Below are 20,454 nucleotides of genomic sequence, written 5' to 3' on the forward strand. Positions count from 1 at the left end.
GGGTGAAGGTGCCGATCGGCCCGCACAGTCCACAGTGGACAACAGTGCGGACCGAACGAACCGTGCTCGCGGTAGTGCACAACCTGACCGCCGCCACCCGCCTGCTCGACGTGCTGCCCCTGGTCGCCGACGACCCCCGGGTGCAGGTGGTGTTCACCTGTCCGGGCTCCTCAGCGTTCTCCGGGCGGACCGAGGAATGGCTGCACGAGCAGGGCATGGCGGTCATTCCGTGGAGCCAGGCGATCCAGGTCGAGTTCGACCTGGTGCTGGCCGCCAGCTACGGCGGTGACCTGCGGGATCTGTTGGGCCCCTTGGTGGTTCTCCCGCACGGAATGGGCTACAATAAATACTCGCCCGGAAATCGGAAATCGGAAATCGGAAATCGGAAATCGGAAATCGGTTTTCGGTCTTTCGCCGCGCTGGCTGCTTTCCGACGGCGAGCTGGTCCCAGAACTGATCGTGCTCTCGCACGAGGAGCAACGCACCCGCCTGACCCAGGCCGTACCCGAGGCCGAGGGCCACACCCTGGTCGCCGGTGACCCCTGCTTCGACCGCCTGCTCGCGGGCGAACCACTGCGCCCCAGCTACCGCGCCACCCTGGGCGCCACCGACACCCAGCGCCTGCTCCTGGTCACCTCCACCTGGGGCCCGGATTCCTTGTACGGCACCGATCCCCTGCTGATCCGCCGCCTACTCGAAGCCCTCCCCCTTGACGACTACCGGATCGCGGTCGCCCTGCACCCAGGGGTCTGGGACGCCCATTCCCGCTGGCAGCTCAAACGCTGGCTGGCCGAATGCACCCGAGCGGGCGCGATCGTGCTGCCACCGGAGGAAGGCTGGCGCGCCGCCACCATCGCCGCCGACCTGGTAATCGGCGACCATTCCAGCCTCTCGTTCTACGCCGCAGCCCTGGGTCGCCCGGTCCTACTGGCCACCGCCCCCGCCAACACCGTCGACCCGGACTCCGCGGTCGGCAAATTCCTCGCCATAGCCCCAAAACTGGCCCCCGAAGCCGACCTCCGCAGCACAATCGACCACACCATCGCCACCCACGACCCGACCACCACCAGCTCCGTCACCAGCCTCGCCACCTCAGCCCCCGGCCAGTCAGCTTCCTTGCTGCGCAAGGCTTTCTACGACCTCCTGCCCCTCCCCGAACCCGAAACCCCAGCCCACCTCGCCGCCCCACCCCAACCCCCAGCAGCCCCAGAACCCGTTGCCGCCCAACTGGTCCAGGTCGACCTGGACCTCCCCAAGGCCACCATCACCCGCCACCCAGCCGAACTCCTCCGCCAGCAGGCCACCATGCCGCCCGGCGCCCACCTGGCCACCAACACCACCGAGCCCTACCGCGCCTGGCTGGACCTGGCCGAGGTGGTCCTGCACACCCACACCCCGATCACCCCGGAGTGGATCACCGCCACCCTGGCCGCGCTGCCGTCCTGCCAGGTCGCGGCGGGTCCGGTGGACGCGGACAGTTGGCTCGCGGGTACCCGGGACGGCCGGTTCTTCCGCTACCGGGCCGACGGCTTGGCCGGGCGGCTGGTGGCTTCGGTGTTGTGCGTGGCGGGGGAGTTGCCCGCGGAGCTGACCATCGAGGTCGGCGGCCGGACCGTTCAGGCAGCCCGCAGGTAGGCCACCGCACGCTGGACCTGGCGCACCAGGCCCTGTGCCGCGTAGATGTCCGCCGCGATCCGGTAGTGCCGCTGCGCCAACTCCACCTCACCCCGCGCGGCAGCGAGCCCGGCCAGGGCCTCCTGCGCCTCGCCACGATCAAAATCGCGGTTCAGCCTGGTCATCGTGTCCAGCGCGGCGGCGAGCGGTGCGCCCGCCGCCGCCAGGCGCTGGGCCTCGATGAGCTTGTTCCCCTGCCAGAGCTGGACCTTCGCCCCGTTGTACTCGTCAGCCAGCTCGCTGAAAGTCGCGGCCGCGGCTTCGAGCAGTTCGAGCGCCCGGTCCGGTTCCTCCGCCTTGGCGCAGTGGAACGCGGCGAGCGCGGTCCGGCGCTCGTCCTCGAGCACCCGCGCACCGGCCAGGTTCTCCCGCAGCAACTCCAACGCGGCCGGACTCTGCCCCTGATCCAGGCGCATGAGACCCAGCCCTTCAATCGCGGTCAACCGCGCCTCCAGGTCCCCGGACTCCCTGGCCAGCGCGATCCCCGCGTCGAAGGCACGCTGACCGGCGTCGAACTCCTCGCAGTGCCGGTGCACGTACCCGATCTGGGTCAGCAGCACGCTTTCCACCAGCGGCGATCCCAGTAGCCGGGCGGATTCCGCCGCCGCCTCGAACACCGCCAGCGCTTCCTGGTGCCGCTTCAGCACCAGGAACAGCGCCCACAGCGTGATGCCGAACCGGACGACCTTGTCGTGCGCACCCGCCGCCTTGGCCAGTTCCACGATTGGCTGGAGGTTCTCCACCTCGACGAGCAGCCACCGCTGGGCCTTCTCCGGCTCAACTCGGGCACTCGTCCGCAGATCCGCGAACATCCTCCGGCGCCACGGCCGCTGCGAGCACAGCGTCTCGTCAACCCCGGTGCAGACGAGCAGGTAGTAGCCGACCGCCCTGGCCAGGACCGCGTCGTCGTTGTCCGCAGGGAACCGCCGCACCAGCTGGGTGGCATGCGACCGGATCCAGAGGTGCATCGCGTACCGGTCCGCCTGCGGCGGCTGCACCAGACGTCGCCGCTGAAGTTCCCGCATCCCTTGGCGCACCGCCGCTTCCGTCAGTCCGGTGGCCTCGGCCACCACCCCGACGGACAGCGCGGCGAACCCCGGGTGCAGGCCATAACAGCGGTAGCAGGCGGCGGCCTCGAACCCGAGTTTGCCGACCACCATGTCGAAGATCGCGTCCACCGGCTCACCACCGGAGGTCAGCATCGTGGTCATGCCGTGCCCGGCCGCGCCGAGTTCGTCGAGCAGGTCCTGGAAACCGAGGCCAGGGGTCTCCAGCAGCATCGCGCGCACCGCGTCCAGCAGCACCGGCACGCCATGGCAGAGGTCGATCACGGCCTTCATCTCGGCGGCCTGCGCCGTCATCAGCGGGATCAGCCGCGGCGCGAGAGTGAGGAACAGCTCGGCCATCTCCGGCTCCAGCGGCTCCAGCTCGATCGGCCGCGCACCGTGTGCCTCCAGTGCGGCCAGGTTGTCCGCGCCGATGGCCAGCACCACCGAACGGCCCCGCCCCGGCAACAACCTGGCCACCTGGTTGGCCGCGACGACGTCATCAAGCACCAGCAGGTATGCCTTGTCCCTGGTCAGCTCACGAAGCAGGCTGGACATCGCGTCGAAGTCGGTCGGCTGCCCGGCTCTGGCGCAGCCCAGCTGTTCCAGCACGTCGGCGAGCACCTCGGCCGCGCCGCGTGGGCGGTCGGTCCAGGCGCCGAAGTTGGCGTAGATCAGGCCGTCCGGGAATTCCTGTTCCCGCAGGTTCCCCCAGTACAGGCACAGCGCGGTCTTGCCGAATCCCCGGCCGGCCGAGATCGTCGCGACGATGGGTTCGTGCTCATCCGGCCGGTCCGGCAACAACGCGTCGAGCGCGCCCAGTGGGCCGACCTGGTTGACCAAGGTCCGCGGTCCGCTCGGCAGGCTCGGCCGCCGCACCGCGGAGAGCGAGCCGTTGTAGTTGACGTGCACGCCACCGTGCACGACACCGGCCTGGACCAGGTCGCCCATCATCTGCTCGACCTGATTCTGGACCTTCGGTTGTCCGTCCCGCATCGCCCGCTCCCCCGTCATCGACGAGGCCAGGCTACTCACAGGGTCACCGGGCCCGCACGATTTGTGACGAGCGGGCGAGGCGGGCGGAGTCCTCAGCGGACGGTGTGCCTGATCTGTGGCACCAGATCGCCCCGCCGCCCAACGCCGACCGCCCACACCGCGTTCGACCCCGGCACCGTGCTCACCGCCCTGGTCACGATCCCCGGATCGGTCAGCCGCTCCCAGCCGTTCGCGGCGGGATTCCACCGCAGCAGCACCGAAACCGCCCCCTTGCCGCCCGCGGCCAGCAACTCGCCACCGGCGGTCCGGCCGATCGAGCGCAGCCGACCGTCCGGAATGGACGGAACCCGGGTGCTCGCCCAGGTCGAGCCGTTCCAGCGCAGGGCCAGTGGCTGTTCGACGCCGTTGGTCGTGGTCGCGCCGACTGCCCAGGCCTCACTGGCGCCGAGGCTGGTCACGGCGGTGAGCCAGCTGTGGCCGGTGACGGTGGGGGCTGGTTCGGGGCGCCATTGGCCGTTGGTCAGGCGTAGGAGCAGGGGGCGTTGGGGTTGGGATGGGGTGGCGAACTGGGCGCCGACGGCGAGGGCCTGGCCCGCGCCGAGGGAGACGATGCCGTTGAGTTCGCCCTTGCCCAGGTCGGGCAGGGGCTGGCGGCGCCAGGCTGTGCCGTCCCAGCGTTGGAGCGCGGGGGTGGCGTCCTTGATCGAGCCGGGGACCGCCTTGCCCGCCACCCAGACCGCGTTGTTCTCCGCCAGGGCAAGGGATTCCGGGGTCATGGCGCCGCCGGGGTCACTGGCCAGGGTGCGGCGGATCCAGGTGGAGCCGGTCCACTGGGCGGTGCCCGCGCCCGCGGCCCACATGTCGGTGGTGGAGCGGACCGCCAGTGTCTGCGGGAAGCTCTCCGCGGGCAGGGTGGAGTGCTGGGTCCAGTTCCGGCCGTCCCAGCGCAGGGCCAGGGCGTCCACGGCGGTGTTGCCGCGCAGGCGATAACCCACCGCGTAGGCCTGGGTGTCGCCGAGTGCGGTCACCGCGGTGAGGTCGCCCTTGGCCACCGGGGTGAGCAGCGCCCGCCAGTCCTGGGCCACCGCGCTGGAGGTGGGTGCGGCCAGGATGCCCAGCGCGCACAACGCGGTCATGGTCGTCGCGGCCCAGCGCGACGCTTTCCGCCCGCTCATCGCACGCTCCGCTTCACCACGAAGTCGAACCGGCCGCCATAGGCGCTGGAACCGTTGGCGTTCAACAGGATCGTGCAGGATCGGTTGATCAGCGCGTCCTGGGCGTTGAGCGCGGCGAAGTCCCGCCCGTAGGCCACCGTGTTGTCCGGGAAGTACAGCTGTGTCACCAGGATCGGGCCGCCGGGGGCCTGGACCTGGGTGTGGATGTGCGGGGCCCGGCGGCCCCAGCGGCCGTAGTAGTCCCGCGGGATGATCGTCTCCAGCCGGTAACCACCGTCGGCCCCGGTGCGCTGGTGCCCGCGCAGCGAGAACCCGCTGACGTCGTAGTCACCGTGCTGGTCGCACTGCCAGAACTCCAGCAGCGCACCGGGAATCGGCTTGCAGGCGGGGTCGTAGACCACCCCGCGCAAGGACAGGAACACCCCGGTGATGGACGGGGTGCGCAGGTCGGTCCGCTCCGGCGACTCCGGCCGGAACAGCGGACCCTCCATCGCCGCCGGGGTCTCGTGCCCCGAACAGGCCGGCGTCACCGGCAACGGCGAACCATCGCCTGGCGGCCGAACCGGTTGCCCCGTGGCCGCCACGGCGGGCTGGCCACTGGCGGTGACCCCGCCGGCCACCAGTGCCGCCGCGGTCACCCCCAGCGCGCCGGATCGGATGAACTGTCGTCGGGAACTTGACTGTGTTGGTGCGTCATCGCGCCACATGATTCAAAGTTAAACTAGATCGTCCGGGCCGGGGGTCCCCCATAGGACGGATGGCCTTGCGACTTTCGTGGTTAAAGTCTGGACATGTCGACGCGCCAGGACACCCGCCGGGTGCTCTTCGTCGTGCACACGGTGGCCTCCGCCAACCGGCTGCTGGACCTGGTGCCGATATTCGACTCCGACCTCCGCGTCGAACTGCTTTTCACCTGTCCGGACGCCTCGGCCATTCCCACCGGGGTCGACCACTGCTTCGCCCAGCTCGGCATCCTGCCGATTTCCTGGACCCAGGCGCTGGACAGCAAGTTCGACCTCGCGATCACCGCGAATCACCGGGGCGACCTGCGTAAACTCAGCGCGCCGCTGATGATTGTCTCGCATGGCGTCGGCTATACTAAGAATTCAGCCCGGAAAACGGAAAACGGAAAACGGAAAACGGAAAACGGAAAACGGAAACACGGTCTACGGTCTGACCCGGGACTGGCTGTTGCACGATGGCGAGGTCATCCCGGACGCCCTCGTCCTTTCCCACCGCGAGCAGTGGCACCGGCTGGCCCGTGACGTGCCGGAGGCGCTCGGCACCGCCGTGCTGGCGGGCGACCCGTGCCTGGACCGCCTGCGCGCCAGCGCCTTCCTGCGCGAGCGCTACCGGGAACGGCTCGGCGTGCGCCCGCACCAGCAGCTGGTGGTGATCTCCTCCACCTGGTTCAGCCGCTCGGTCTTCGGGTCGTGGCCGGACCTGTTCCGCCAGCTCATCGCCGAACTCCCGGCCGATGAGTACCGGGTGGCCGCGATCTTGCACCCGCACGTGTGGTTCGGGCACAGCCCGCATCAGCTGCGCCTGTGGCTGGCCGACTGCCTGCGCGCCGGGCTGCTGCTGGTGCCGCCGGTGGAGGGCTGGGGCGCGACGCTGGTGGCCGCGGACGTGGTGGTCGGCGATCACGGCGCGGTGACCACCTACGCGGCCGCGCTGGACCATCCGGTGCTGCTGGCCGCGTTCCCGGAAACCGATGTGGCACCGGGGACCTGCGTGCACGAGCTGGGCAGGCGGGCGCCGCTGCTCGACCGGGACCGCCCGCTGCGCCCGCAGCTCGACCAGGTCATCGCCGGGTTCCGGCCAGGTCAGCACCGCGCGGTCGCCGACCTGGTCACCGACCTGCCGGGAGAGGCGGCCGCCCGGCATCGCGCGCTCGCCTACGAACTGCTGGGCCTGGCCGAACCGGCTGAGCCGGTGCTGACTCCCCCGCTCGACCCGGATCGACTGGTCCCCGACACCCATGGAAAACCCGGTTCCGCCTTGGCTTTCCGGGTCACCGGCGGCCGTCGGGCGGACGGTGTGGTCACCCTGCGGCGGCATCCGGCCGATGTGTTCCGGGCCCGGCCGCTGGCCGCGCCCCGGCTGACCGACCAGCACCTGGTGGTGCACACCGAGCACCCCGACCCGGCACTGCGGCAGGCCGCGGAGATCGTCTTCTGTCACCCGGCGGAACTGGGCGGCGGTCCGGAGATCCTGTTGGCGGCCAACCCGTTCTGCACCATGCTGGCCGAACTGACCGCCGAGGGCTGCCTGCTGCACCACCGCGACGGCACCCGATCCCGGCTGACCCCGGAAGCCGCCGTCGACCCGCTGGTGCTCGCCTCCGCCGCGTTCCTGCACGAGCAGCTGCCGGCACGGTTCGTGGTGCAGGTCGCGGCGCAGCGGGTGGTCGTCCGGGTGACGCCCGGCTAGTCCTCGATGCCGAGCCGCGCGTTGATCTCCCGGATCGGTTGCCGGTACTGGTCTTCTCCGGTGAGATCGGCCAGCAGGCGCAGCACGGTGAGCATGCTGCGCAGCGAGCCGTCCGCGGTGAAGATCGTCAGCGCTTCGCGCAGCACCTCGACGGCGCCGGGATCGGCCAGACCGGCCAGTGCCTCGCCGTTGACCTGCAACACCTTCGCCCGGTTGTCCGACTCGCCAGCGGTGTCGAAGAAGCCCGCGATCTCCGGCTCGGCCAGCTCGCGCACCGCGTCCTCGAACCGCCGCTGCGCCACGAACAGCCGGGCGCGCTGCAGCCGGAGCAGGGCCAGCATGCGTGGGCGTTCCGCGGCGGGCGCCTCGAACGCGGCCGTCCAGGACTGCTCGTAGCAGGCCAGCGCGCCCTCGGCATCGCCAAGCCTGGCCCGGATCTTGCCCAGCCACTCGTGGCTGCTCTGCACCTGGATCAACCCGGCCTCGCCACCGAGTGTCCCGGCGATCTCCAGCGCCTCCTGGAACTCCGCAGTGGCCAGCGTGTACTCGCGCACGGCGAAGTGCGCGGACCCGAGCTGGGACAGCATCCGCATGATCGCCGCCGGGTTCTCCGCCCGGCGCGCGGCGACGAGTCCGGCCCGGTGCGTGGCCAGCCAGTCCTCGTAGTGCCCGTGCACGTGCAGCAGGCCCCACATCGCCTCGCAGAGCTGCCAGGTCAGGTCGTGGAGCAGGTACTCCTCGGCCTGGAAGACGGCCAGCCGCAACATCTCGCGCTGCTGTTCGAGCTGGGCGAGCAGCCCGGCCCGCCGCACCCGGTCGGCCAGGTCCATCGAGAGGTAGGGCAGGTACAGCGGGTTGATCCGCGGCCGCCTGGACAGTCGGGCGTCTTTGTCCACAGTGGACCGCAGTGCCTGGGTGAGGATCCGCTCGACGGTGCTCCGGCGTTCCGGCTCGGGCAGGGCGGCCTTGACCTCGGCCCGCGCGTGCCACCACACCGGCCGATCGAGCCGGATCTGCTCGCCGTCCTCGGTGACCAGGTTGGCCCGCACCAGCTGGTCCAGCGCCCGCCGGGCCGCTCGCTCGGACAGTCCGGCCAGGTCCGGCAGGTCGGCGATCCCGGCCACCGGCGCCGGGTGCAGGCCGAACAGCCGGAAGAGCAGGGCCGCGTCCGGTTCCAGCCGCCCGCAGACGAGCCGGAGTCCCTTGACGACCAGCTCCTGGTCCTCAACCTCCAGCGCGTCCAGCCCCAGCTCGACGAACTCCCGCAGGTCGCGCTCGGTACGCCGCGGATCCTGGTGGAACAGCCCCGCCAGGATCTTGATCAACTGTGGACTGCCATGGCAGCGGGCCAGCGCGGTGGCCACCAGCTTCGGCTCGGCCTGGTCGAACCGGTCCCCGGTCAGCTTGCGGAGCAGTTCGGCGTCGTGCGGCTCGGTCATCCCGGCCACCTCCAGCGGGATGAAGGCTTCCCGTTCGAGCCAGCGCTGCCGCTCGTCCGCGATCACCACCAGCGCGGATCCCGGTGAGTTCGCCAGGAACGGCTCGATCTCGGTCCGGTCGCGCACATCGGTGAGCACGATCAGCAGCTGCCGCGAGGCCATCAGGGTGCGCAGCCGCGCGGCCTGCTCGGCCAGACCGGCCGGGATCTCCGCCCTGGGCACCCCGAGCGCGGCCAGCGCCTCGCGCAGGGTGGCCGCCGGGCCGAGCCGGTCATCGCGTTCCGCCCTGGACAACGAGATGTACAGCGTCCCGTCCGGGAACAGCGCCTCGTGGTCCAGGCCCGCCTTGGTGACCACGCTGCGCCTGCCGCTGCCGATCCGGCCGTTGACCGCGATCCTGGCCAGGCGCACCTCGGCCAAAGCGGCTTGGAACTCCCGCTCCAGGGCGGTCAACAGGTGGTCCTGGTTGGTGTACCGCGGATCAGGGGCAGGGAGGTGCCGGGGGATCTCCGCCCGCGGCACGGTGTTGATGGTCAGCGACTCGATGTCCCTGGCCAGGACCGCGTTGCCGAGCACATCACCGCTGATCGAGTTCTGTGTCCCGTCCCCCTGCTGCTTCGCCACGCCACCCGACCCTACACAGGCCGGTGACCAGCAGTGCGCGTTCCATCACAGCTGGCGCAGAACCTGCCCGACCGGGCGACCGGTGGCCGCCTGACGCAGGTAGGCGCCCGCGGCGTGCGGCTCAGGGCCGTTGTCCACCAGCACGTGCGGCTCGACCACGCCCGCGGCGCCGGGGAAGAGCCGGGCCAGGTCGGGCCGGGCGGCGATCAGGTCGTCCGGGTCCAGGATGTTCACCCAGCGGGCCAGCCCCGGCGGCACCCGGGCCGGTTGCGGGCGCAGGCGCTCGTAGATGACCGTGCGCAGGCCCAGCGGCGAGCCGAGGGTGATCAGCAGTGGCAGTGGCCGCCCGAGCTGGTGCAGTGCCTCGTAGGCGACCACCGTGCCCAGCGAGTGCGCGATCACCACCCTGGTGTCCGGGCCGATCAGCCCGGCCACCCGCTCGCGCACGGCTGTCCGGATCCGCTCGTCGGTGAAGTACTGGGTGACCTGCCACAACGGCATCCGGACATACCGTTCGGCCACGCTGAACCCGTGCCTGCCGAAGGTGCTGACCCTGGTGATCGCGTTGAGCAGCGGGCGGATCAGCGCCCTCGGTCCCTGTGCGCCGGCGTGCTCGCCGTCGGCCTGGCGCAGCGCGCGTTCGGCCTGGCGCCGGTCGGCGGGTTCCGGGCCACGCTCGGCGGCCTGCCGGAGCAGGTCGAGCAGGAGCCGCTCGAACAGCTCCTCCTGTTCCGGGGTGCCGGTGGTGATCTCGCCGCCCTGGCCGCCGGGGCGGCTGAACAGGTCGGCGTAGTAGGCCAGCCGGGCGGTCGTGGTCAGCTGCGGGTGACCCGCGGCGGCCAGCCCCTCCGCCAGCGCGCCCACCATGGCCGTCTCCAGCTCAGCCTGGTCCCTGTCTTCCTGCCCGATTCCGTGGACAAGCACGATCCCGGCCACCATCGCCCCCTTCCGCGCACACCTGCGGGTGCACGGTAACCGGGACGCTTGCCCCCGGCCCTGGCCGTAGGGGATCTTGACCTGGTGGGTGGGCGACTGGTGCTGGTGATCGGGTCTCAGACCGACGGCGGAGCGCGGCTGGAGGTGCTGCCCGGGGCGGCGCACAACCTCGCCGAGGTGCTCATCCATCCCGATCTCGGCCGCTGCCGACCAGCGCTGCCCGCCGGACCGACCGTGATCGATCCGACCTACCGGGAGCTGGACGCGGCCCTGCACGAGGCGTTCCGGCAGGCGCACGAGCAGCGCGCCACGTTGATCATCGCCTTCATCGGGCACGGCGACCTCAACGACGACGACTACTACCTGATGGCCAGGGACAGCACCGGTCCGGACTCGCAGGACTCGCTGCTGGTCGGCCAGCGGGTCAAGGAACTGCTGCGCCGCTACCCGCGGATCGACGGGCTGGTGCTGCTGATCGACGCCTGCCACGCCGCGTTCGGCCTGGAGGCGGTGGCCAGGGACTGCCTGACGCCGATCCGCCGGTCGCTGAGCCGGTTCGAGGTGCTCACCGCGGCCGATGACGGCAAGGCGTACAACGCGTGCATGTCGCGTTCGCTGACCGAGCTGGCGCGGACCGGGCACCGGGACTTCGGGGAGCACCTGCGCGCGGAGGACATCCGAGGGCGGCTGCTCAGCTCCTGCGGGTACCAGCTGTCCCTGCACCTGTCCTTCAACGGCACCGACGAGGTGGCGGGCAGCGACCGCGGCCTGTGGCTGCTGGCCAACCGCGGCAGCCACTGGCAGGGCTCGCCGCTGGCGGGCACCGCGTTCGTGCCGGTGGCCGAGGGCCTGCGCACCCGCCTGATCCGGCGGCCGGTGGAGTCGGAGGTGGCCAAGGCGCTGGACACGGCAGGGCGATGCGTGTTGCTGCACGGGCCCAGGGACAGCGGGAAGTCGACGCTGCTGGCCGGGCTGCTCCAGCCGGCGCACGCCGGACTGCTGCTCAGCGGCGGCGAGCTGCTGGAGTCGATCGCCGGTGAGCTGCGCCGTCAGCTCGAACTGACCCTCGACGGCTTCGCCGAGGCGGTGACCGGCTACTGGGACACCGTGCCGGATCAGGCCGGGGCCAGGGCGGATGCCTTCGAGCTGAACGTGCTCGGCCCGCTGCGCCGACTGGCTCCGCGCGGCGAGGTGCGGATCGTGGTCGACGGCATCGACGGGTTCTCCGGCGGCGACCGGGACCGGTTGTGGGGACTGCTCACCCGGCTGCTCGACGAGCCGGAACTCGGTGCGGTGCGGGTGATCACCGCGACCAGGGACCTGCCTGCCGGACTGCCCGCGGCCGTCGTCACCGTGCCGCCCGCCACCGACGCGGAGATCGACCAGGTCATCCGGTCGCACGAGGTGCCGGTGCACCGGGTGCCGGAGCTGGTGCGGATGGCCGGCCGGAGCTGGACCGCCGCCAGGCTGTTCAGCGAGGCCGTGGCCGCCGCGGCGATCTCGGCCGACGGCGCCCGGCTGCCCCGCGAGCTGACCGAGGCATTCGACGAGCTGCTGCGCCGGGCGAAGATCAGGACTCCCGGCCCGATCGGCGAGCAGGGCCGGGACGTGCTGGCGCTGCTGGCCGCCGCCGGCCCTGGTCCGGTGCTGCCGATCACCGTGCTGGCCGCCGCACTGGGTCAGGAGATCGCGGCGGTGCGCACGGTGCTGGCCAGGCTGGACGCGATCATCGTGCGGGCACACCCTGGCGAGGACCACGAGCTGGTCGGACTCGCCCTGCCCGCGCTGGCCGACTACCTCGCCGACGGCGTCGTGCTCGGCGTGGACCCGGTTCGCCGGCACGCCCGGCTCGCCGACGTCCTGGCCGGGGCACCTCGGCGGGGCACCCCGGCCGCGGACTACGCGCTGGCCGCCGAGGTCCGGCACCGGTGGCTGGGTGGGCGGCACGCCGAGGCGCTGGCCTGCCTGGACCAGCGGGAGGCGCGGATCCCGGCGGAGCAGCGGGAACGCTGGAGCGGGCTGGCCCAGCTGGTGAGTGAGCGTTTCGGCGCCGACCACCCGCTCAGCCTGCGCGCCGAGGGCCGGGTGGCCACCTGGACGGCCAAGTCGGGTGACCCGGCGGCCGCGTTGCGCGCCTTCGGTTACCTGCTCGACCGGGTGCACACGCTGCTCGGCCCGGCACACGAGGAGGCGCTGAACCTGCGGGAGAACATCGCCTTCTGGACGCGGGCGAGCGGGGATTCGGCGCCGGCCAGGGAGATGTACGACCTGCTGCTCGCCGACTGCCTGCGCCTGCTCGGCCCCGAGCACCCACAGACGCTGATGACCAGGCACGACCGGGTGCTCGCCCTCCCGGACACCGACGCGCTGACCGAGTTCCGGGCGGTGCTGCCAGTGCGCGAACGAGTGCTCGGCCCCACCCACCTGGACACTCTCCGTACCCGGACCAACATCCTGTACCGGGAGTCCGAAGTACCGCACCCCCCCCCCGTCGCCTCTCGGTGGTCGGCCTTGGTCGCCGATCTCACCAACACGGTCGGGGCGGACCACCCGGACACGCTCACTGTGCGTTGCTTCGCGGCCATGTTCCTGGCCAAGTCCGGCGAGGTCGGCGCGGCGCTGGAGCTGTGGCAGGACATGCGCCCGGCCACCGAGCAGGTCTTCGGCCGGTGGCACCCGCAGCTGCGCGAGGTGGACAAGCAACTCGGCCACTGGCGGCCGATCTATGAGGAATCCATTGGCGGGTAACGCGGTGGCGGCGTGACGCGACCGTTGCGGATCGCGCTGCTGAGCTACCGCGGCGCCCCGCATTCCGGTGGTCAGGGCGTGTACGTGCGGCAGCTCAGCCGCGAACTGCACGCACTCGGCCACACCGTCGAGGTCTTCGCCGGTCCGCCCTACCCCGACCTCGACCCCGGCATCCCACTCACCCGACTGTCCACTTTGGACATTTTCGGCGAGCCGGATCCGTTCCGGTTACCGCCGCTGCACCGGGTGCGCGGCCTGGCCGACTGGGTGGAGTACCTGGATTTCCGCTACCGCGGCAACTACCCCGAACCGCTGTCGTTCTCGCTGCGGGCACTGCCGGAGCTGTCCGCGCGCCGGGCACAATTCGATCTGGTGCACGACAACCAGGGGCTGGGTTACGGCCTGCTCGGCCTGCGCTGGCTGGGGTTGCCGCTGGTGGCCACCGTGCACCACCCGGTGGCCATCGACCGGGACTTCAAGCTCGCCGCCACCACCGGCGCGGACCGGCTGGGTGCGCAACGCTGGCACCGTTTCCTCGGCATGCAGGGCCGGGTGGCCAGGCAGGCCACCTCGGTGCTGACCGTGTCGGCGGCCGCGCGGGCGGCGATCGTGCGCCGGATGCGGGTGCCGGCCGAGCGCGTTTCCGTGGTGCCACTGGGCGTGGACCACTCGGTGTTCCGGCCGGGAACCGGGCCGAGGGTGCCGGGGCGGATCGTGGTCACCGCCAGCGCGGACGTGCCGATCAAGGGCCTGCGCACGCTGCTGGCCGCGGTGGCGCTGGTGCGGCGGCGGATGCCTGCCGAACTCGTCGTGGTCGGCAGGCCCAAGGCGGACAGCCCGGCGGCGGCGCTGCTGGCCCACCCCGATCTCGCCGGTGCGGTGCGGTTCCAGCCCGACCTGACCACCGGGCAGCTCGCCGGGTTGCTCCGGTCGGCGGCGGTGGTCTGCGTGCCCTCGCTGTTCGAGGGATTCTCGCTGCCCGCGGCCGAGGCGATGGCCTGCGGCACCCCGCTGGTCACCACCACCGCGGGTGCGCTGCCGGAGGTGGTCGGCCGGGACGAGCAGGCCGGACTGCTGGTGCCACCGGCGGATCCGGACGCGCTGGCGGCGGCGCTGTGCCGGGTGCTCGCCGATCCGGAGCTGCGCGCGCGGCTGGGCGCCGGTGGCGTGCGCCGGGCGGCCGCGCTGACCTGGCGGCGCACCGCGCTGGCCACCGTCGAGCAGTACCAACGGGTTCTCCCTGATTCCGCCTGCCACCGGAGCGCACTTGCTGACCATTGACTTCGACCGGTTCCCGATCGCCGCCGGGCACCGGGTGCTCGACTTCGGCTGCGGGCAGGGGCGGCACGCCTACGCGGCCTACCGGCGTGGCGGACGGGTGCTGGCACTGGACTTGGACGGCGCGGTGCTCAAAGAGGTCAGGGACATGTTCGGCGCGATGGCCTACGTCGGCGAGGCCCCGCCGGGCGCGAGCGCGCACGCGGTGCACGGTGACGGCGCCGCGTTGCCCTTCCCGGACAACGCCTTCGACCGGATCATGGCCGCCGAGGTGCTCGAGCACGTGCCCGACGACGACGCGGTGCTCGGCGAACTGGCCAGGGTGCTCGCGCCTGGCGGGCTGCTCGCGGTGACCGTGCCGCGCTGGCTGCCGGAGCGGATCTGCTGGGCGCTGTCCAGGGAGTACCACGAGGTCGAGGGCGGGCACGTGCGCGTCTACCGGCGGCGGGTGCTGCGGAAGCTGTTGCGCGAGCACGGGTTGACCCCGATCGGCAGCCATCACGCGCACGCGCTGCACATGCCGTACTGGTGGCTCAAGTGCGCGGTCGGGCCGAGCCGGGAGACCAGGCTGGTCCGGCGCTACCACGAGTTCCTGTGCTGGGACATCGAACGCGGCAACTGGGCCTCGCGCACCGCGGACCGGCTGCTGAACCCGGTGATCGGCAAGAGCCTGGTCCTCTACGCGGTCAAACCGGCATGACCCCGGAGGACCGGGCCGCCACCGCGCGCTGGATCCAGGCCATCCAGCGCGCGGACGGCTCGATCCCCTGGGACGACAACGGTCATCTCGACCCGTGGAACCACGTCGAGGCGGCCATGGGCCTGGACGCGGCAGGCTGCCACCCGGCGGCCGCGGCGGCGTTGCGCTGGCTGGCCGGGCGACAGCGGCCGGACGGTTCCTTCGCCACCGCCTACCAGGACGGCGTGGTCACCGACCCGCACGGCGACAGCAACTACACCGCCTACCTCGCGGTCGGCCTCCGGCATCACCTGCGGCACACCGGAAACCTCGCGCTGGCCAGGGAGCTGTGGCCGACGGTGCGCGCGGCCATGGCCTTCGTGCTGGACCTGCAGGCCCCGGACGGCACCATCGGCTGGCACCGCAGGCCGGACGGCAGCACCTGCGCGCTCGCGCTGCGTGCCGGTTGCGCCAGCATCCACCACGCACTGCACTGCGCGATCGCCCTTGGCCACCGGCTGGGCGCGCCCACCGCGGACTGGTCGGCCGCGGCGAGCAGGCTGCGCACCGCGCTGCTGGACGCCACCCTGTTCCTGCCCAAACCGCATTCGATGGACTGGTACTACCCGGTGCTCGGCGGCGCGGTCACCGAGTCGGCGGCGCTGAGCTGGTTGCAGGCCGACTGGCACCGGTTCGTGGAACCCGGCCTCGGCGTGCGCTGCGTGCACGACCAGCCCTGGGTGACCGGTGGGGAGACCGCGGAACTGGCGCTGACCCTCGCGGTGCTGGGCGACTCCGCACGGGCCGGGGCACTGCTGGCCGACCTGGCCGCGCTGCGCTGCCCGGACGGCGGGTACTGGACCGGTTACCAGTTCGCCAACCGGGTGCGCTGGCCGGAGGAACGCACCACCTGGACCGCGGGCGCGGTGCTGCTCGCCACCGCGGCGCAGGCGGGCGACCGTGCCACACTCGGCACGTTCGCCCCGGTCCCCGCCGAGAAGGAAACGTCGTGAGCAAGCAGCAGATCCCGGTCATCGTGGTCGCCGGATTCCTCGGCTCCGGCAAGACCACCCTGCTCAACCACCTGCTGCACAACAGTCACGGCGCCCGGATCGGGGTGGTGGTCAACGACTTCGGGCAGGTCAACATCGACGCGATGCTGGTGGCGGGGCAGGCGGACTCGATGGTGTCGCTGTCCAACGGGTGCCTGTGCTGCGTGGCCGACACCTCCGAACTGGACGAGATGCTGGACCGGCTGGCCCGGCCGCAGGCGCGGATCGACGTGATCGTGATCGAGGCCAGCGGCCTGGCCGAACCGCAGACGCTGGTGCGGATGGTGGTCACCAGCGAGAACCCGCGGCTGGCCTACGGCGGGCTGGTCGAGGTGGTGGACGCGGTGGAGTTCGAGGCCACCCGGCAGCGGCATCCGGAGCTGGACAAGCACCTGCGGCTGGCGGATCTGGTGGTGCTCAACAAGGTCGACCGGATCGACGACACCGAACGGCTGCTGCTGCTCAACGAGTTGGAGCACCTGGCACCGGGCACGCCGGTCCTGCCAACCAGCCACGGCCAGGTCGACACCGCACTGCTGTTCGACCACGAACCGCGGACCGAGGACCTGTCCCAGCCACGCCAGCTCACCCTGGACGAACTGCTCCGCGAGCACGACGCGGACCACCCGCACGAGCACCTGCACACCGCCTACGACAGCGTGAGCTTCACCGAGTCCGCGCCACTGCACCCCGGCAGGCTGATGGACTTCCTGCGGGACCGGCCGACCGGGGTCTACCGGATCAAGGGCTTCGTCCACTTCGGACTCCCGGACCATGACCAGCGGTTCACCCTGCACACCGTCGGCAGCCACCTCCAGGTGAGCCGATCCCCTTGGCCGCGCCGGGAAAACCGGCTCAACCAGCTGGTGCTGATCGGCGCGGAGCTGGACGCCGAACAGGTCCGGCGCAGGCTCGCCGAGTGCGTGGACACGGACCCGGCGAGCACCGAGGAGCGCAGCATGCTGCGGTTGCTGGCCGCGCTGGACGAGCCTCAGCCGGAAAACTGACCGAGCACCGCCTCGAACCGGTCCGCCCAGCCGTGGTCCGGATGCCAGTTGTCCTCGCCGCGGGCCAGCAACAGCACCCGCGCGGGGACGCCTGCCTCGGCGTAGGCGGCCAGTTTGTGGTGCCCGTCCAGCACCGCGCCGACCAGGAAGCGTTCCTCGAACTCGGCCTCCACCCAGGTGTCCTCGATCCAGCCGAGCACCACCGCCGCTGGTCGAGCCCCGGCCGCGATGGCCGCGCGGTGCCGGGCGACGGTGTCCGGGTCGAGCCGGGGCTGGGAGGGCAGCAGCACGCCGTAGGTCGGCATCGGCCCCGGAATGCGTTCCGGCAGCTGGAAATGCTCGACCCCCGGCCAGTCCTCGTCGGTCCTGACCGCGCCCTCGCGATCGTCCCAGCGGCGCACCCACCAGGACTTCCCGGGTTCGGTCACACGCTGCACCGGCAGGTCGACCAGGTAGGCCCGGTAGTGCCCGGTCGGCAACTCCAGCACCAGCGGCGCGAGCGCGGCCAGCACGCCGTCCGCCAGCGAGTCCACAGTGGACAGAGCGGCACGCAGCCGGTCCGCCGAGGCGGCGCTGACCCGCTCCGGCCAGCCGAGCAGCCACAGCATGGTCTGGCAGGTGCCGCAGTCCGAACCGACCTGGTACAGCGGCTGCCCGCCGACCAGCAGCGACCGGTTCCAGCGCGGCCAGACCGAGCCCGGCACCGGCGGGTCGTAGCCGAACCGGATCCGGCCGCGCCCCTCGTGCAACTCGAACTCGGCTCGCCGCGCGCCGAGCACCAGCTCCCGGATCTCCGGCTCGGCCCGCACCGCCAGGTCGACCTCGGACCACCTGCGCCACAACGTCTGCCGGGATTCCGCGGACGGCCCGGTCCACAGCGGCAACAGCGGATCCCGCCCGGTCAGCCGCACCAGCGCGTGCAGCAGATCCCCCGGCGCGACCGCGTCCTTGAGCTGCCGCACCAGGTACGGCGCCGCGGCCGGATCCCCGAGCAGTTCCAGCGCGACCACGAACGCGGTGTGCTCCAGCCCGACCACCTCCGCGAGCCGCCGCGCGATCGGCTCGGTCCAGCGCCGATCCCCCAACCGCCCCAGCGCCATCGCCGCCGCGGCCCGCTTTCCCTTGCTGCCCAGCCGCGCACCGAGGTAGTCGGCGAACCCCGGATCCGCGGCGAGTCCCATCGCGTGCAGCACCGGCTCGGCATCACCCAGATCCGCCGCCAGCCGCCACAACAGCTCACCCGGCAACCGCAGCCCACGACGCACCGCCGTGCCGAGCAGGTCGTGCGCGTCATCGCCGGTGTGCGCGGCGAGCAACCGCAGCACCGCGGCCGCACCGGGATCCCCGAGGTGGCCGAGCAGCCAGCTCAACCGCCGCCGCTGCTCAGCCTCGGCCGTGGCGTACCGCGCCTCCGCGACCTGCGCCAGATCCGGCGCAGGCGCCTCGACCAACGCACCCAGCTCGGCCCACGGATCCGCCGCCACGAGCGCCGCGTCCAGCGCCGCCTGAGTCGTCCCAGCCATCAATACCCCCTGATCACCGAGCCACCGGGCCCGCCACCGCCAGATGACCGCGGCCGCGGACAGGTGTGCAACGGTACTTCCACACCAAGGACGAGCTGCCGCTTTTCGCCTTCGACCACCTGGTGGAACAGACCCTGGCCCGGCTCGCGGCAGCCGAACACGTTGGCTCGATCCGGATCCGGCTGTACCGCGGCCTGCACAGCCCGCAACTACGCAAGGTGATCGACGCGGCCGCGCAGATGGTCCGCAAGCAGTGCGCCGCCACCCTGCGCTGGGCCCAGGAACTCGGTGAGGCCCCGGCCCAGCTGGACGCCGACTTCGAGGCCGCCATGCTGGTCGCCTTCACCGACGGCCTGACCGCGACCCTGGTCGCCGATCCGACCGCGATCAGCCCGGCCCAGGCCGAGGAGATGCTGCTCCGCTACCTCGACCGCGTTTTCGAGGTGCCACAGACGCGATAGCAACACCTTGGGGGGAAACAGGAATGCTTGCTGTCACGCTGTCCTTTGGAGCTGGCTGGATTCCAGCCGGGACAAGAAGAATCCGGACCGTCACCGCAACCGCGAGCCCCGGCTGCCGATCACCGACCGCCTGCCCGCATTGTTCGGCCTCGGCCTGGCGGTCTCGGTGCTGGAGTTCTCCACCGCACTGCCGTTCCTGGCCGTGCACCGCCTGCTCAGCGAAACCCGGCGGGCGAAGCTGGCGCGGTTGCGGGACCGGCTGGCCGCCAACACCCGCAAGACCGTGCAGTGGATCGCCGCCATCGTCGGTTTCCTGTTGGCCCGCAACGCCGTCTTCTACTTCGCGGTCTTCTTCGGTTGGTATGCGCCGAAGTCCTGACCGCACCAGACTGGGCCGATGCACCCCGAGGAGACCGCGGCCATCGAGATCGCGCTGGGCGGCCGGGTGCTCGCGACCCGCACCCTGGCCGGCGGTTTCTCGCACCAGACCTGCCTGCTCACGCTGACCACCGGCCAGGTCGTCGCCCGGTTCGGCGGGCCGGACCCGGTGATCGAGGCCGCGGTGATGGCGGCGGCGCGGCCGCACGTGCCGGTGCCCCAGGTGCTGCTGGTCCGGCCAGGCACCGCCGTCACCCGGCCGGTCATGGTCATCGAGTACCGCACCGGCGCCCTGCTCAGCCACGTGCTCGCGGACGACTCGCTCACCCCGGCCGAGCTGGGTGCGCTCGGCGCCGAGGTGGGCCGGGTCGCCGCGGCCATCAGCGCGGTGGAGTTCGACCGGCCGGGGTTCTTCACCGACGAGCAGCTCACCGTCGGCCCGGAACGCCCCTGGTCGGCCCAGCTGCCGGAGCTGGTCGCGAGCTGGCTGGCGGACACCCCGGACACCCGGCTGGACGCCGCCGCGCAGGCGGCCTGGCTGGAGTTGTGCACCGCACACGCCCCTGCGCTGACCGCGGTCGACGGCCAGTCCCGGCTGGTGCACTCCGACCTGAACCCGAAGAACATCCTGGTCAGCCGGGTCGGTGCGGACTGGCGGGTGGACGCGGTGCTGGACTGGGAGTTCAGCTACGCGGGCTGCCCGTACGGCGACGCGGCCAACATGGCCCGCTTCGGCACCGAGTACCCGACCGGCTTCCTGCCCGCCTTCCACACCGCCTTCGCCGCCCACCAGCCAGCGACACCGCCTGCGAACTGGGCTTATCTGGGCCGGGTGCTGGACATGTTCGCGCTCACCGAGCTGGTCACCCGCCCGGCCCCGCACCCGATCGCGGACCAGGCGGCGACCCGCATCCGACACCTGATCGAACATACGTTCGAGTTGTCCACAGACTTGTCCACAGCGGGGGATAACTCGGCCGCGCCAGCCGATGACACACCCTGACG

At 71.8% G+C, this 20,454-nt stretch carries 18 protein-coding genes; 12 read left to right on the forward strand and 6 right to left on the reverse strand.

Features of this window, described 5'->3' with window-relative positions:
* Nucleotides 1–2 precede the first annotated feature (2 nt).
* Both HNR67_RS03605 and HNR67_RS03610 read left to right on the forward strand, forming a co-directional pair.
* Nucleotides 3–539 carry a hypothetical protein gene (locus HNR67_RS03605; protein WP_185000700.1) on the forward strand — a complete coding sequence of 179 codons (537 nt, stop codon included), beginning with the start codon at nt 3–5 and terminating at the stop codon, nt 537–539.
* A complete protein-coding gene (locus HNR67_RS03610) occupies nt 460–1,635 on the forward strand; it encodes a hypothetical protein (RefSeq protein ID WP_185000701.1) in 1,176 nt (391 codons plus the stop codon). Before HNR67_RS03605 ends, HNR67_RS03610 begins: the two co-directional genes overlap by 80 nt.
* Here HNR67_RS03610 and HNR67_RS03615 read toward each other — a convergent pair.
* The 3 genes from HNR67_RS03615 to HNR67_RS03625 form a co-directional block, all read right to left on the reverse strand.
* Entirely contained in the window at nt 1,617–3,716 is a 2,100-nt protein-coding gene (locus tag HNR67_RS03615; protein ID WP_185000702.1) for a hypothetical protein, read from the reverse strand. The genes HNR67_RS03610 and HNR67_RS03615 overlap by 19 nt on opposite strands.
* Nucleotides 3,717–3,808: 92 nt before the next feature.
* Nucleotides 3,809–4,891, reverse strand: a complete 1,083-nt coding sequence (locus HNR67_RS03620) for a hypothetical protein (protein WP_185000703.1) — start codon at nt 4,889–4,891, stop codon at nt 3,809–3,811.
* Nucleotides 4,888–5,421 carry a dioxygenase family protein gene (locus tag HNR67_RS03625; protein WP_312989513.1) on the reverse strand — a complete coding sequence of 178 codons (534 nt, stop codon included), beginning with the start codon at nt 5,419–5,421 and terminating at the stop codon, nt 4,888–4,890. Before HNR67_RS03625 ends, HNR67_RS03620 begins: the two co-directional genes overlap by 4 nt.
* A 261-nt stretch (nt 5,422–5,682) precedes the next feature.
* Between HNR67_RS03625 and HNR67_RS03630 the strand changes: the two genes are divergently transcribed.
* Nucleotides 5,683–6,156 (forward strand): hypothetical protein, encoded by a 474-nt coding sequence (locus HNR67_RS03630; RefSeq protein ID WP_185000705.1) that lies wholly within the window; start codon nt 5,683–5,685, stop codon nt 6,154–6,156.
* Nucleotides 6,083–7,324, forward strand: coding sequence for a hypothetical protein (locus HNR67_RS03635; RefSeq protein WP_185000706.1), 1,242 nt, complete (start codon nt 6,083–6,085; stop codon nt 7,322–7,324). The genes HNR67_RS03630 and HNR67_RS03635 overlap by 74 nt, the downstream gene beginning before the upstream one ends.
* Here the strand turns inward: HNR67_RS03635 and HNR67_RS03640 are convergent.
* A complete protein-coding gene (locus HNR67_RS03640; protein ID WP_185000707.1) occupies nt 7,321–9,387 on the reverse strand; it encodes a tetratricopeptide repeat protein in 2,067 nt (688 codons plus the stop codon). The two genes, HNR67_RS03635 and HNR67_RS03640, sit on opposite strands and share 4 nt — an antisense overlap.
* 45 nt (nt 9,388–9,432) lie before the next feature.
* Nucleotides 9,433–10,311 (reverse strand): hypothetical protein, encoded by an 879-nt coding sequence (locus tag HNR67_RS03645; protein WP_312986355.1) that lies wholly within the window; start codon nt 10,309–10,311, stop codon nt 9,433–9,435.
* A gap of 96 nt (nt 10,312–10,407) precedes the next feature.
* On the opposite strand from HNR67_RS03645, the gene HNR67_RS03650 reads away from it, so the two are divergent.
* Genes HNR67_RS03650 through HNR67_RS03670 form a run of 5 tightly spaced genes read left to right on the forward strand, consistent with a single transcriptional unit; the run spans nt 10,408 to nt 17,087 of the window.
* On the forward strand, nt 10,408–13,071 hold the full coding sequence (locus tag HNR67_RS03650; protein WP_185000709.1) for a tetratricopeptide repeat protein: 2,664 nt from the start codon (nt 10,408–10,410) through the stop codon (nt 13,069–13,071).
* 12 nt (nt 13,072–13,083) lie between these two features.
* Complete coding sequence (locus HNR67_RS03655; RefSeq protein ID WP_185000710.1) at nt 13,084–14,352, forward strand: glycosyltransferase family 4 protein; 1,269 nt, start codon at nt 13,084–13,086, stop codon at nt 14,350–14,352.
* The gene (locus HNR67_RS03660; protein WP_185000711.1) at nt 14,339–15,049 is read left to right on the forward strand and encodes a class I SAM-dependent methyltransferase; all 711 of its coding nucleotides are present in this window, start codon (nt 14,339–14,341) and stop codon (nt 15,047–15,049) included. Before HNR67_RS03655 ends, HNR67_RS03660 begins: the two co-directional genes overlap by 14 nt.
* The gene (locus tag HNR67_RS03665; RefSeq protein WP_185000712.1) at nt 15,046–16,041 is read left to right on the forward strand and encodes a prenyltransferase/squalene oxidase repeat-containing protein; all 996 of its coding nucleotides are present in this window, start codon (nt 15,046–15,048) and stop codon (nt 16,039–16,041) included. The genes HNR67_RS03660 and HNR67_RS03665 overlap by 4 nt, the downstream gene beginning before the upstream one ends.
* Nucleotides 16,038–17,087 (forward strand): CobW family GTP-binding protein, encoded by a 1,050-nt coding sequence (locus HNR67_RS03670; RefSeq protein WP_185000713.1) that lies wholly within the window; start codon nt 16,038–16,040, stop codon nt 17,085–17,087. Before HNR67_RS03665 ends, HNR67_RS03670 begins: the two co-directional genes overlap by 4 nt.
* Here the strand turns inward: HNR67_RS03670 and HNR67_RS03675 are convergent.
* On the reverse strand, nt 17,072–18,610 hold the full coding sequence (locus HNR67_RS03675) for a HEAT repeat domain-containing protein (protein ID WP_185000714.1): 1,539 nt from the start codon (nt 18,608–18,610) through the stop codon (nt 17,072–17,074). The genes HNR67_RS03670 and HNR67_RS03675 overlap by 16 nt on opposite strands.
* Nucleotides 18,611–18,675: 65 nt before the next feature.
* Between HNR67_RS03675 and HNR67_RS44075 the strand changes: the two genes are divergently transcribed.
* The 3 genes from HNR67_RS44075 to HNR67_RS03690 all read left to right on the forward strand — a co-directional run bounded on the left by HNR67_RS44075 (nt 18,676) and on the right by HNR67_RS03690 (nt 20,452).
* Complete coding sequence (locus HNR67_RS44075) at nt 18,676–19,071, forward strand: TetR family transcriptional regulator C-terminal domain-containing protein (RefSeq protein WP_185000715.1); 396 nt, start codon at nt 18,676–18,678, stop codon at nt 19,069–19,071.
* Between the two features lie 139 nt (nt 19,072–19,210).
* Nucleotides 19,211–19,450, forward strand: a complete 240-nt coding sequence (locus tag HNR67_RS03685) for a hypothetical protein (RefSeq protein ID WP_185000716.1) — start codon at nt 19,211–19,213, stop codon at nt 19,448–19,450.
* Nucleotides 19,451–19,468: 18 nt separating this feature from the next.
* A complete protein-coding gene (locus HNR67_RS03690) occupies nt 19,469–20,452 on the forward strand; it encodes a phosphotransferase (RefSeq protein WP_185000717.1) in 984 nt (327 codons plus the stop codon).
* Nucleotides 20,453–20,454 lie beyond the last annotated feature (2 nt).

The sequence above is a fragment of the Crossiella cryophila genome (assembly GCF_014204915.1).
GTDB classification, from domain to species: domain Bacteria; phylum Actinomycetota; class Actinomycetes; order Mycobacteriales; family Pseudonocardiaceae; genus Crossiella; species Crossiella cryophila.